Annotated in this window: 10 protein-coding genes and 1 pseudogene; 6 read left to right on the top strand and 5 right to left on the bottom strand. The window is 66.7% G+C overall.

All coding sequences use genetic code 11. The features are described 5' to 3' along the window. The first annotated feature begins 121 nt into the window (after positions 1-121). Entirely contained in the window at positions 122-1,279 is a 1,158-nt protein-coding gene (locus tag FQS62_RS07045) for an AAA family ATPase (RefSeq protein WP_208043606.1), read from the top strand. Between the two features lie 30 nt (positions 1,280-1,309). Here FQS62_RS07045 and FQS62_RS07050 read toward each other — a convergent pair whose 3' ends face one another. From FQS62_RS07050 to FQS62_RS07060, 3 genes are read right to left on the bottom strand one after another with little or no spacing between them, the layout of a single operon-like run. Next, positions 1,310-2,257: a DMT family transporter gene (locus FQS62_RS07050; RefSeq protein WP_057500159.1), complete on the bottom strand. Its 948-nt coding sequence runs from the start codon at positions 2,255-2,257 to the stop codon at positions 1,310-1,312. Between the two features lie 50 nt (positions 2,258-2,307). Continuing rightward, entirely contained in the window at positions 2,308-3,123 is an 816-nt protein-coding gene (locus FQS62_RS07055; RefSeq protein ID WP_049446653.1) for a DUF72 domain-containing protein, read from the bottom strand. Continuing rightward, positions 3,120-3,563 carry a VOC family protein gene (locus tag FQS62_RS07060; RefSeq protein WP_057500157.1) on the bottom strand — a complete coding sequence of 148 codons (444 nt, stop codon included), beginning with the start codon at positions 3,561-3,563 and terminating at the stop codon, positions 3,120-3,122. The genes FQS62_RS07055 and FQS62_RS07060 overlap by 4 nt, the downstream gene beginning before the upstream one ends. Before the next feature lie 110 nt (positions 3,564-3,673). Here FQS62_RS07060 and FQS62_RS07065 point away from each other — a divergent pair, with 110 nt between their 5' ends. The 3 genes from FQS62_RS07065 to agp all read left to right on the top strand — a co-directional run bounded on the left by FQS62_RS07065 (position 3,674) and on the right by agp (position 8,410). Next, on the top strand, positions 3,674-5,236 hold the full coding sequence (locus FQS62_RS07065) for a serine hydrolase (protein WP_164078506.1): 1,563 nt from the start codon (positions 3,674-3,676) through the stop codon (positions 5,234-5,236). 133 nt (positions 5,237-5,369) lie between these two features. Continuing rightward, entirely contained in the window at positions 5,370-7,202 is a 1,833-nt protein-coding gene (gene smrA, locus FQS62_RS07070; RefSeq protein WP_099589643.1) for a multidrug efflux ABC transporter SmrA, read from the top strand. After that, on the top strand, positions 7,199-8,410 hold the full coding sequence (agp, locus tag FQS62_RS07075; protein ID WP_088480702.1) for a bifunctional glucose-1-phosphatase/inositol phosphatase: 1,212 nt from the start codon (positions 7,199-7,201) through the stop codon (positions 8,408-8,410). The genes smrA and agp overlap by 4 nt, the downstream gene beginning before the upstream one ends. A gap of 10 nt (positions 8,411-8,420) precedes the next feature. Here the strand turns inward: agp and FQS62_RS07080 are convergent, their stop codons facing one another. Then, the gene (locus FQS62_RS07080) at positions 8,421-9,419 is read right to left on the bottom strand and encodes a polysaccharide lyase (protein WP_049446644.1); all 999 of its coding nucleotides are present in this window, start codon (positions 9,417-9,419) and stop codon (positions 8,421-8,423) included. Positions 9,420-9,583: 164 nt separating this feature from the next. Between FQS62_RS07080 and FQS62_RS07085 the strand changes: the two genes are divergently transcribed. After that, positions 9,584-9,820 carry a hypothetical protein gene (locus FQS62_RS07085; RefSeq protein ID WP_049446642.1) on the top strand — a complete coding sequence of 79 codons (237 nt, stop codon included), beginning with the start codon at positions 9,584-9,586 and terminating at the stop codon, positions 9,818-9,820. 84 nt (positions 9,821-9,904) lie between these two features. Here FQS62_RS07085 and FQS62_RS07090 read toward each other — a convergent pair. Then, a pseudogene (locus tag FQS62_RS07090) lies at positions 9,905-11,712 on the bottom strand (DUF885 domain-containing protein). 112 nt (positions 11,713-11,824) lie between these two features. Between FQS62_RS07090 and FQS62_RS07095 the strand changes: the two are divergent. Further along, a complete protein-coding gene (locus tag FQS62_RS07095) occupies positions 11,825-12,181 on the top strand; it encodes a GFA family protein (RefSeq protein WP_049446638.1) in 357 nt (118 codons plus the stop codon).

Below are 12,181 nucleotides of genomic sequence, written 5' to 3' on the forward strand. Positions count from 1 at the left end.
ACATCCCGCCCGGTAGATCCACGCCACGCGTGGACGCTGTGGCCGATTCAATACCGTCGCGTCGCACCCCCTGCGACCTTGGCCAGCCAGCATGGCGCATCTGTTCCCACGGATGCCGACCATGCTGCAGACCCTCGCCATCGCCCACTATCGTTCACTGCATGGACTGGTGCTGCCGCTGAAGCCGTTGAATGTGGTTACCGGCGACAACGGCAGTGGCAAATCCAGCCTGTACCGTGCGCTGCGCCTGTTGGCGGAAACCGCCCAGGGCGGGGTGGCGGCGGTGCTGGCCCGCGAAGGGGGGCTTGGTTCGGCGCTGTGGGCCGGCCCCGAATCCATCGATCGCCGGGTTGCGGCCGGCGAGATCCCGCTGCAGGGCGGGCCCCGGCAGGCGTCGGTGGGGCTGAAGCTGGGCTTCACCACCGACGAGTTCGGCTATGCCATCGACCTGGGGTACCCCCCCAGCCGTTCCGCGTTTGCGCTGGATCCGCAGATCAAGGCCGAGGCGATCTGGGCCGGGCCGTTCCTGCGCAGCGCCAACCTGCTGGTTGATCGTCGTGGGGCGATGGTGCGGCAGCGCCATTCGCGCGGCTGGGATCTGGTCGATGACCGGTTGTCGCTGTTCGACAGCCTGTTCACCCAGGTCGGCGATCCGCAGCGCATGCCGAAAACCATCGCCTTGCGCGAGTACATCCGTCGCTGGCGCTTCTACGACCATTTCCGCAGCGACGCCCATGCCCCGGCGCGACAACCGGCGATGGCCACGCGCACGCCGGTGCTGCATCACGACGGCCGGGATCTGGCGGCGGCCTGGGTGACCATTCTCGAGGTCGGGGATCCGGTCGCGTTGGCTCGCAGCGTCGATGATGCGTTCCCCGGCGCCACGGTCGGCTTCGAAGAGCTGGACGGTCGACTGGCCCTGCGCTTCCACCAGCCGGGGTTGCTGCGGCCGTTGTCGATGGCCGAACTGTCCGACGGCACGCTGCGCTTCCTGCTGCTGGCCGCGGCACTGCGTACGCCACGCCCGCCGCCGCTGCTGGTGCTCAACGAGCCGGAGACCAGCCTGCATCCGGACCTGCTGCCGGCGCTGGCGCGGCTGATCATCGCGGCCAGTGCGCGCAGCCAGGTGTGGGTGGTCTCACACGCGAGCCGCCTGATCGCAGCACTGGAGCAGGCGCCCGGCTGTCATTCGCTGCACCTGCACAAGGAACAGGGCCGCACGCTGTTGAGTGGGCAGGGCCTGCTGGATGCCCCGGCATGGCACTGGCCGCAGCGTTGATACAGCCATCCACGCTCGGGGTGGACGCGCTCAATCAGCGATGTTGCGCGCCTCGGCCGTGCCAAGGATTTCCGGATGCTGCACCGGCCTGCGGCGATTGAGCAGCGGATGCAGGAACACTGCGCCGACGATGATCGCCACGCCCAGGTAGAACCATGGGGTGACCTCGTGCTGCTCGCGCAGCAGCACCACCGCCAGCACCACCGCGTAGACCGGTTCCAGGTTGGTCACCAGCTGCACCGTGTAGGCGCTCAGGTGGCGCAGCGCAACCAGGGCCAGGGCGAACGGCAACAGCGTGCAGAACCCGGCTAGCACCAGCAGCAGGATGCCGTCGTGCAGGTCCGGGACCACCCACAATGGGCTGGCCAGCGCAGGCAGCAGGTAGGGCATCAGCGGTGCCAGCAGGGTCAGGGTGAGGGTGCCGGCACCGAGCTCCAGCGCAGTGACCGTAAGGGGATCGGCGTGGCTGACCATGCGCTTGTTGAGCGAGCCGAACACCGCCACCAGCAGCGCCGATATCGCGCCGATCAGTACACCCAGGCGCATGCCATCGGGCACGCCACCGACTACCAGTGCAACACCGGGCAGCACCGCCAGGCCGAACGCCAGTTCACGCAGCTGGAACGGCCGCTTGGCCACCCACGGCTCGATGATTGACGTGAACACCGGCGCCAGCGCGATGCAGGTGGCGGCCACCGAGGCGTTGGCCAGCTTCACCGCGCCGTAGAACGTCAGCCAGTGCAGGGCGACCAGCGCGCCGATGCCGGCGTAGCCTGCCACCAGGCGCAAGGGCAGCGTGCGCAACCCGCGCCAGACCCGCGGCAGCAGGGCCAGCATCGCCGTCACCAGCAGCATGCGCCACCACACCAGCGGCAGCGCGGGCAGGGTGATCAGCTTGCCGAGGATGGCGGTGACGCCCCACAGCAGGACACAGAAGTGGATCTGCCACAGCGCTTTGCGGGTGTCGGGTGTGCTCATCCGCCTATTGTGAAGCAAGCCGATGACCGTAGCGCTATCCGCGTGGGGAATTACCCGGGGGCGTCCGCCCGCCGCTGCAGGGCCATCGCCGCCGCGGGATTGCGTGCCTTGCCCGCGCCGATGCACAGCAGGTACACCTCGCGCGGCTCTGACGGTGCCGGTCCGGCCAGGCAGGGCAGATCGTCCACCGGTTCGCCGCGCGCCCAACGCTGCGCGCGTTCGGCCCAGCGCTGCTGCACGGGCGCCGGCAGGCCCTCGTTCAAGCGGGCCTGGCTGCGCTTGATCCGCGCATAGACGAGGCCGGCACTGACATCGCCATGCAATGGCGCCTCGTCACTGTCTTCGATCACCAGCGCCACGCCGTGGCGGCGCGCGGCGTCGACCAGTGCCGGGCCATGTGCCTCCGCGTTGCGGACCTCCAGCGCATGCTGCAGCGGCACTCCTTGCAGCTGCTTCGGCAGCTGCGCCATCAGGGCGCCCAATGCATCGGCGTCGGCCGGGTGGCGTGGATCGAACTGCCACAGCAACGGGCCAAGCCGGTCACCGAGCGCAATCGCCGCCTGCAGGAAGGGCGCGGCAGCCTCTACGGTGCTGGACAGGTCGCGGCGCTGCACCAGGTAGCGTGGCGCCTTCATCGAAAACCGAAAGCCTTCCGGCGTCTGTGCGGCCCACTGCGCGCACTGCGCCGCGGTGGGCGTGCGGTAGAAGGTGCCGTTGATTTCGATGCAACGCAGGGCACGGCTGGCATGGGCCAGTTCTTCACGCTGCGGCAGGCCCACGGGGTAGAAAACGCCGCCACGCCATTCGGGAAACACCCAGCCACCGATGCCGCAGCGGATCGCGGCCTGTCGGGAGGCCGTGGTCACTGGCCGTGGTCCGCGCGCCACGGGTCGTAGCTGCCGAACCACCACAGATAGCCTTCCGGGTCGGCGCAGGCGTAGCCGCGCCCGCCATAGTCCTGGTCGGCGATGTCGATGACGATGCGGGCACCGGCGGCCTTCGCCCGTGCATAGTGGGCATCGGCATCGGTGACGATCACACAGGCGCTCTGGGTCTGGCGGCCGTCGACCTCATCGGGCATCGCCGCGTGTTCGCTCCATGCGCTCTGATTGCTGGCCGAGCCGAGCATGATCATGCCGCTGCCGAAGGTCAGCTGCGCGTGGAATACCGTATCGCCGTCGGCATACACGGCCTGGGCATGGAAGCCGAAGGCGCGTTGCAGCCAGTCGATGGCGGCCTGCGCGTCGCGATAGCGCAGGCACGGAATGATGGTGGAGCCGTTGCTCGGTTGGCCGTTCCCGCCCATGACACCCCTCCTATGGCACAGGGCAGGGTGCGCCGCAGACCGTTACCATCCCGCGAAACCCCGGTGACGGCCTGCACATGGCCGCCACCCCTGTTCGGAGATCGTGCTGGATGAAACCCTGGATTGGAGGAGCCGTGCTGCTGGCGTGCACGACCATGGCGAGCGCTGCCACCCCGGCGCAGCTGCAGGAGCTGGATGCGACTGTCGAGCGCGTGCGCGCGCAGTTCGACGTGCCCGGCATTGCCGTGGCGGTAGTCAAGGATGGCGAGGTGGTGCTGGAGCGTGGCTGGGGCGTGCGTGAGCAGGGCAAACCGGAGCCGGTGCAGGCCGATACGCTGTTTGCCATCGCTTCCAACACCAAGGCCTTCACCGCCACTTCGCTGAACCTGCTGGCCGAGGATGGCAAGCTGAAGATGGACGACAAGGTGATCGACCACCTGCCGTCGTTCCGCATGTCCGACCCGTTCGTGACCGGCCAGATGACGATCCGCGACCTGCTGTCGCATCGCAGCGGGCTGAGCCTGGGCGCCGGTGACCTGCTGTTCTGGCCGACCACCTCCTACAGCAACGCCGAAGTGGTGGAGCGGCTGGGCAAGGTGCCGCTGAAGGGCGGTTTCCGCGAGAGCTATGCGTACGACAACATCCTGTACGCAGTCGCCCAGCAGGTGATCGAGCATGTCTCCGGCATGAGCTACCAGCAGTTCCTGCAGACCCGCATCTTCGACAAGGTGGGCATGGCCGGCACACGCTACAACGCCGATCATCTGAAGCCGGGCGACAAGGCTGCGGTCGGCCACGCCAAATACGATTTCAAGGACCTGCGCACCGTTGCACCATTGACCTGGTCGAACAATGCCGGCGCCGGTGGCATCTATTCCAGTGCGCACGACATGGCGCGCTGGATGCAGGTGCAGCTGGCTGAGGGCAAGCTGGCCGATGGCACCGCGCTGTTCAGCGAGAAGAGCCAGCAGCAGATGTGGCGGATGATCACGCCGCAGTCGATCCCGGCGCCAAGCGTGCCGGAGCTGGCGCCGGCGCGGGCCAACTTTGCCGGCTACGGCGAAGGCTGGAGCCTGAGCGATTTCCGCGGGCAGAAGCTGGTCTGGCACACCGGTGGCTGGCCGGGCATGGTTTCGCGGCTGACCCTGGTGCCGGGCGAGAAGCTGGGCGTGGTGGTACTGACCAACCAGGAAGTGGGCGCGGCGTTCAACGCGATCACCCTGAGCGTGCTGGATGCCTATCTGGGCGGCGAAAAGCACGACTGGGTGGACGCCTATGCCAAGGCCGTGGCCAAGGGCCAGGACAAGGCCGACGAGGCCTGGGCCAAGCACCAGAGCGCGCGCGACAAGGGCAGCAAGCCGTCGCTGGCACTGGCCGGCTACACCGGTACCTTCCGTGACCGCTGGTATGGCGACATGCAGATCAGTGCCGAGGGCAAGGGCCTGCGCCTGCGCTTCATGAAGACCGCGCAGCTGAGCGGCCGGCTGGAGCATTGGCAGCACGACACCTTCATCGTGCGCTGGGACGACCGTTCGCTCAACGCCGACGCGTTCGTGAACTTCAGCCTGGACCCGGACGGCAAGGTACGCGAGGTGCGCATGCAGTCGATCTCCGACCTGACCGATTTCAGCTTCGATTTCCAGGACCTGTTGTTCACCCCGACTGAACGGTAGATGCCGACCTTGGTCGGCATGCGGTACGGCGCCCACCAAGGTGGGCGACTACCAGGGGCGGAGCGGTGATCATCGGCTGGCGTACACATCCGGCGTGGGATACTTCGCCGCTTGCAAGAGGCGAGGGAGTGCAATGTTCCGTTGGTTTGAATCCCTGATTCCGGTGTTCCCGCCCGTGGACGGGCGCATGCCGCCGCGCAAGGTGCTGCCCTTCTACCTGCACTACCTGCGCCCGGTGTGGCCGGTGCTGCTGGCCACGCTCATCGCCGGCCTGCTGCTGGCGCTGGTGGAAGTGGCGATGTTCGATTACCTGGGCCGCATCGTCGACATGGTCGCCGAGCAGCCCGGTGCGGATTTCTTCAAGCGCCACGCCAATGAACTGGGCTGGATGCTGTTCATCACGGTCATCGCGCGGCCGATCCTGGTCGGCCTGCACAACCTGCTGGTCAACCAGGCCATCGTGCCCGGCCTGAGCAACCGCTCGCGCTGGTTGATGCACAACTACGTGGTGCGGCAGAGCCTGAGCTTCTTCCAGAACGACTTCGCCGGCAGTGTCGCCAACCGGGTGATGCAGACCGGTACTTCGCTGCGCGAATCGGCGGTGCAGATGGTCGATTCGCTCTGGTACATCGTGGTCTACACCGGCACCGCGCTGTATCTGTTCGCGCAGGCCGACTGGCGGCTGATGGTGCCGCTGATCCTGTGGCTGCTGGCCTACGCGGTGATCCTGGCCTACTTCGTGCCGCGCGCGAAGGAACGGGCCTGGATTGCGTCCGAAGCGCGTTCCAAGGCGATGGGCCGCATCGTCGATGGCTACACCAACATTCCCACGTTGAAGCTGTTCGCCCATGGTGGCCGCGAGCAGGCGTACGTGGCCGAGTCGATCCAGGAACTGGCGGTCAAGCACCGCGCGCAGACCCGCATCACCACCGGCATGGACCTGACCATCGCCATCGTCAACGGCTTCCTGATCGCCGGCACCTGCGGGCTGGCACTGTGGCTGTGGAATGGCGGCCACATCACCGTCGGTGCGATAACGCTGGCCACCGGCCTGGTGATCCGCATTCACAACATGTCCGGCTGGATCATGTGGACCATCAACGGCATCTTCGAGGACATCGGCACGGTGCAGGACGGCATCACCACCATCGCCCAGCCGCTGACCGTGCAGGACCGCGAGGATGCGGTGCCGTTGCAGGTGACCCGTGGCGGCGTGCACTTCCAGGACATCCACTTCCACTACGGCAAGAAGGGCGGTGTGATCGCCGGCCTCGACCTGGTGGTGAGGCCGGGCGAGAAGATCGGCCTGGTCGGTCCCTCCGGTGCCGGCAAGTCGACCCTGGTCAACGTGCTGCTGCGCCTGTACGACCTGGAAAGCGGCCGCATCCTGATCGACGACCAGGACATTGCGTACGTCACCCAGGAAAGCCTGCGCCAGCAGATCGGCGTGGTCACCCAGGACACCTCGCTGCTGCATCGCTCGATCCGCGACAACCTGCTGTACGGCCGTCCTGACGCAACCGATGAGCAGCTGCGCGCAGCCGTTGCCAAGGCGCGTGCCGAAGCCTTCATCGATTCGCTGGTGGACGGGCAGGGGCGTCGTGGCTACGACGCGCACGTGGGCGAGCGCGGCGTGAAGCTGTCCGGTGGCCAGCGCCAGCGCATCGCCATTGCCCGCGTGCTGCTGAAGGATGCGCCGATCCTGGTACTGGATGAAGCGACCTCGGCGCTGGACTCGGAGGTGGAAGCGGCGATCCAGGACAGCCTGGATCAGCTGATGGGCGGCAAGACGGTGATCGCGATCGCGCACCGGCTGTCGACCATCGCACGCATGGACCGGCTGGTGGTGATGGATCAGGGCCGCATTGTCGAGACCGGCACCCATGCCGAGCTGATTGCGGCCGGTGGCCTGTACGCGCGGTTGTGGGCGCGGCAGACCGGGGGTTTCGTGGCTGCCGATCATTGATTGCTCTGCTGCTGGCCCTCAGTCTGGCGACCACGGCCGCAGCCACCGCACCGGCACCCGCGGAAGGCGACCAGCTCGAGCAGGTGGTCCTGCTCAGCCGCCATAACCTGCGTGCGCCGGTGGTGGCGTCGGGTGCCTTGGCCAACGCCACTCCGGAACGCTGGCCAGGCTGGGAAGTGGCGGCAGGCGAGCTGACCACCAAGGGCGGCGTGCTGGAGGTCTACATGGGCCGCTACATGGGCCAGTGGCTGCGTCAGGCGCAGCTGTTGCCGGGCTCGGATTGCCCACAGCCGTCTGACTTCCACGCCCATGCCAACAGCTTGCAGCGTACCCAGGCCACCGCACAGTTCTTCGTTGCCGGTGCCTTCCCGGGCTGCCATGTTGCGGTCGAGCAACGCATGCCACTGGGTACGATGGACCCGCTGTTCAATCCGGTGATCCACCGCGATGACGCGGCGTTCCGCGCACGTGCGGTGTCGGCGATGCAGCAGGCGTTGTCCACATCCGATCTGGCACCGGCACTGTCCGTGGTGGAGGAGATCACCCGCTATCCGCAGTCGGCGGCCTGTGCGGGGCGCAGGGATTGCCATCTGATGCCGGCCGACACGACCTTCAGTGCGGAGCCGGGCAGGGAGCCACGCGCTTCCGGCTCACTGGCCCTGGCCAGCGGGCTGGTCGATGCCTTGTTGATGGAGCACTACCAGGGCAGTGGCATCCCGCGCGAAGGTTGGGGTCGGCTGACCACCGAGGCGCAATGGCAGGCGCTTGCGCAGATCCGCAACCGCTACCAGGACATCCTGTTCGGAACGCCCGAGGTGGCGCGGGATGTGGCCGGACCGCTGCTGGAACGATTGGGCGCGCTGTTCGAAGACCCGGCAACGCCGAGGGTGACCCTGCTGGTCGGCCATGACTCCAACATCGGGTCCGTGCTCGCCGCGCTGGGAATCAGCGACTACACCCTGCCAGGGCAGTACGAGAAGACGCCGATCGGCGGCCTGCTGCAGTTCGAGCGTTGGCGTGATCGCCGAAGCGGTGGCGGGCGTTTCCGCCTGGCCTACGTCTACCCGACCACTGCGCAGTTGCGCGATGCGCTGCCGTTGACGGAAGCGCAGCCGCCGGGCCGTGTCGTGCTGCCATTGCGAGGCTGCGATCCAGTGGGTTGCAGCAGCGTGCAGTTCCAGCAGCTGCTGCAGCGCGCCCATCGCTGAAAACAAGGGTCTATCGCAGCGGTGTGCGTACGATGCCATGGGTGGCCATCAACGTAAGGTCGCCACCCAGCCGTGGGGAATGGAACGGTCCGCGTGCATGCGCGGCATCAAACAGCCCGCCATCGGGTGAGCGCAGCCGGTAGAACTCGACCCAGCCGCTGGCATGCAGTGGCAGCTGTGCCACACCGGTGTGTTGGTTGAACCACACCGGGTCGTTGCTGCCCCCGATGACCCTGCGGGCAAGCCGGTCAATGGCATGGCCCTTGCTGGCATACCAGTCCTGGCCGCGCAGTCGTGCCAGCTCGGCCATCATCACCAGCGGCGCCAATGCGTAGTCGTGGTAGTGCAGGGCACGTTGCCCTCGGGCCATCTCCAGCGGCAGGCTGCCATCGTCCTGGATGTCATCGATGCCTTTCTGGAATGCCGCGTGGCCGGCCTGCCACAGCGCATCGTCGTCGGTGGCCAGGCCGGTGGCCAGTACGCCCAGGCCGCCCCAGTAGTAGTGGTTGTTGCGGCGCCGTTTCGGGCTGTCCCAGTACGCCAGGTTGGCCCGTGCCAGCTTCTGCAGCCATGGGTCGATGCGTGCTCGCTGCCGGGCATCGGCCTGGTCGTGCACTTTCAGGTAGGCCATGGCCACTGCATCGAGCATCCATTGCCGCATGTAGAACGACTGGTCGTTGTTGACCCGGATCATCTGCCCGAGCATGGCGCCATCGTCGGCCCATGCACCCAGCCACGCCAGCGTGCATTTCGCCGCCGCCGGGTCGCCGTTGCGCAGGTAGTCATCGCTCATGCGCGCCACGTCGGCGGCATAGCGGTCCAGTGGCGCGGTGGCATCCTTGTTCTGCTGCTGCAGTGCCGGGTCGATGACCGAGCCCACCTTGTCGGTGTAGTAGCCAAGAGCGCGGATGTCCGGCTGGCCGGGCGGCGGCGGGGGGCAGGCGGCGAAGGCAGGAGCGGCCGCCAAGGCAGCGGAGAGGAGACCAAGGCGTAGCACCGGGGAGGGCATGGGAACCTGCAGGGACGGGGAGGCGATGCGGACGATGCGCCCGGAGTCGTTTGCCAGCTGTGAGGCCGCACAGGCCCGGTTTGCAAGTATTCAGGGCCGGAGCGGCGCCTGAAGCTCAAGAGTTGGCTAGTCTGTCGTCATCAATTCAGCGGGATGGAGTGGCGATGAGAATCACGGATTTTCTCGTGATGGACGGCGAGGGTGACGAGATCCCTGCTGATCCGCATGGTAACCATGTGGCTTTCAACTGTTTCGAGTGCGGATACCCGGTAGTGGCTGGCTCATTGGAAAACGAGCGTGGCAGTGATGAGGATTGTCCTGCCGCCTGTCGTGGCTGTGGTGCCGAGTACTTCGTAGATCTGCGGCTGAGCTTAAAGAAAATGTACATCCATCTGCTCTGACCCGGCAGCAGCCCAAGCAGGGCGAACAAAAAAAAGCGGCCCGGGTTTCCCCGGGCCGCTCCGCTTCATCTCACACCGTCCCGATCACTCGATCGGCTGGTCCAGCATCAGCTGCGTGCGAAGCGCACCGGCGGCGCGCCGTAGGACAGCATCTGGTCGTGGTAGGCCTTCAGGTTGAACTTGTCGCCCAGCTTGTCCTGCATCGCCTTGCGGGTGTCGAAGTGCTCCTGCGCACCGACGAAGTAGGTCGGCAGCTGCGCCGAGGTCAGCTGCGCGCGCACCCACTTGCCCGAGGCTTCGCTTTCCTGCTGGAATGCGTCGTGGGTCATCAGGTGCATCGCCTTCTCGCGATCCCAGTTGTCCACGTGCACGCCCTGGTCGAGGATCGCGTTGGAGATCGTGCGCAGGTAGAACTTCAGCTGCACCAGGTGGAACAGCGGGTCGTTGTTGAGGTAGCCCTGCTCCTGCATCATGCGTTCGGTATAGACCGCCCAGCCTTCGGCGAACAGGCCCGAACGCAGTACCGCACGCAGGGTGGAGGGGAACTTGGCCGAGTGCCAGCCTTCCAGGTAGTGGCCCGGGGTGCCTTCGTGGATGCTCAGCAGGTGGATCATGCGCGAGTTGTACTCACGCAGGAACGAGTCGACCTGCTTGTCGTTCCAGTCGTCCGGAATCGGCGAGACGGCGTAGAAGGTCTTCAGGTTCTTGTCCAGCGGGCCCGGCGAATCGCAGTAGGCCACGGCCACGCCGCGCTGGAATTCCGGCATCAGGATGATGTCCACCGGTGCGTCGGGCAGCGTCATCAGGTCGTGCTCGCGCACGAACGCGGTGGACTGCTCCAGCGCGGCCTTGGCATCGTCGACCACTTTGTCGCGTGCCGGCTTGTCGGCGTAGGCCAGTTCCAGTGCGGCCTCGATCGCCTTTTGCTGCTGCTCGTCGGTCGGCTGTGCCGGCATCTCCGGCGCGCCCGGCTTGTCCTTCAGCACGGTCTGCGCGATGCCGTACATGTCTTCGCGCACGCGCTTGAGTTCGGCGCGTGCACGCTCACCGATTTCCTGGCGCGACAGCGAGGAACTCAGTGCGAACTTCAGCTTCTGGTCGTACTTTTCCGCACCGATGCGGAAGTCGCCCTTGGCATTCGGCACCAGGGTCTTGTCCAGCCAGGTCTGCTGCTCGTCCACGGCCTTCTTCAGGCCGTCGATGGCGGCCTGCAGGCGCTGCTGGTCAGCTTGCGGCAGTTCGCCGATGTGCGGGGTGATGAAGGTATCGACGATGCTGAGGATGCCCTTGTTCTGCTTGGCCACGGTCTCGGCATGGACCTTCGGCACGCGCGCCGGATCCAGGTTCTCGCGGGCCTGGGCGAAGATCGCCGGCAGCTTTTCCATGCGCGCGGTGGCCGACTTCAGGCGCTCCGGCAGCGGCGCGAACTCGCGCGCCATCAGGCCGTAGATCGCGCTGCCGGCGATGCCGTTGTACAGCTGCGGGTCCCACTTGCCGGACTGCAGCACTTCGGCATTCCAGATTTCCGACTGCAGCTGGTTGCGCAGGATCGCCGCGTCCACCTGGTTCTCGCGGCCCAGCTTGGCCACGTCGATCTTGTCCAGCTCTCCCAGCAGCGCCTTGTAGGCGGCCAGGGTCTTCTGCTGGCCGGCGGCACTCAGGTCGTCCAGCTCGCTGTCGTAGCGGTGGTCACCGATCTGGGTGGCGCTGACCGGCGACAGCTGCATCCAGGTGTCCAGGGCGCGCTTGGACAGATCGGCGAAGGCGGCATCGACCGCCGCGTCACCGGCCTGCTGGCTGGCGGCCGGAGTGGAAGCGTTGGTCGGGGCGTCGGCCGGCTGGCAACCGGCCAGGGCGGCGACCAGGGCGAGGGCAAGAAGATGCGGGCGCATCGGCGTTCCTGTACAGGGTCAAACCCCGAGCATAGGGCCCCGGGGCTGCTTTGTCCCCGTGCCATAGGATTACCATGGGCGCAGACAAGGACCCTCCAGCGGAGCGCAGGACATGCAATACCAGGGAAGCTGCCATTGCGGCAGGATCGCATTCACCGTACAGGCCGAGGCGCCGATCAGCGACGTCATCGACTGCAACTGCTCAATGTGCCGCCGCCGGGGCGGCCTGCTGTGGTTCGCCCCGCGCGCGGCGTTCCAGCTGAGCACCGACCCGGCGGACGTGGCGACCTATCACTTCAACAAGGCGCACATCAATCATCACCATTGCCGCGAGTGCGGCATTGCCCCCTACAGCGAGGCGGTGGATCCGCGCAGCGGTACGCCGATGGTGGCGGTGAACGTGCGCTGCGTGCCTGCAGTGAATCTGGCCACGCTGGCAGTGACCTCCTACGACGGAGCCGCACTGTGA

The organism is Stenotrophomonas sp. SBJS02, from assembly GCF_020428325.2.
Classification (GTDB): Bacteria; Pseudomonadota; Gammaproteobacteria; order Xanthomonadales; family Xanthomonadaceae; genus Stenotrophomonas; species Stenotrophomonas africana.

Excerpts from the sequence above, each read along its gene's own strand:
- FQS62_RS07045 (WP_208043606.1), top strand. The coding sequence starts at position 122 with ATGCTGCAGACCCTCGCCATCGCCCACTATCGTTCACTGCATGGACTG.
- FQS62_RS07050 (WP_057500159.1), bottom strand. The coding sequence starts at position 2,257 with ATGAGCACACCCGACACCCGCAAAGCGCTGTGGCAGATCCACTTCTGT.
- FQS62_RS07060 (WP_057500157.1), bottom strand. The coding sequence starts at position 3,563 with ATGGGCGGGAACGGCCAACCGAGCAACGGCTCCACCATCATTCCGTGC.
- FQS62_RS07065 (WP_164078506.1), top strand. The coding sequence starts at position 3,674 with ATGAAACCCTGGATTGGAGGAGCCGTGCTGCTGGCGTGCACGACCATG.
- smrA (WP_099589643.1), top strand. The coding sequence starts at position 5,370 with ATGTTCCGTTGGTTTGAATCCCTGATTCCGGTGTTCCCGCCCGTGGAC.
- FQS62_RS07080 (WP_049446644.1), bottom strand. The coding sequence starts at position 9,419 with ATGCCCTCCCCGGTGCTACGCCTTGGTCTCCTCTCCGCTGCCTTGGCG.
- FQS62_RS07085 (WP_049446642.1), top strand. The coding sequence starts at position 9,584 with ATGAGAATCACGGATTTTCTCGTGATGGACGGCGAGGGTGACGAGATC.
- FQS62_RS07095 (WP_049446638.1), top strand. The coding sequence starts at position 11,825 with ATGCAATACCAGGGAAGCTGCCATTGCGGCAGGATCGCATTCACCGTA.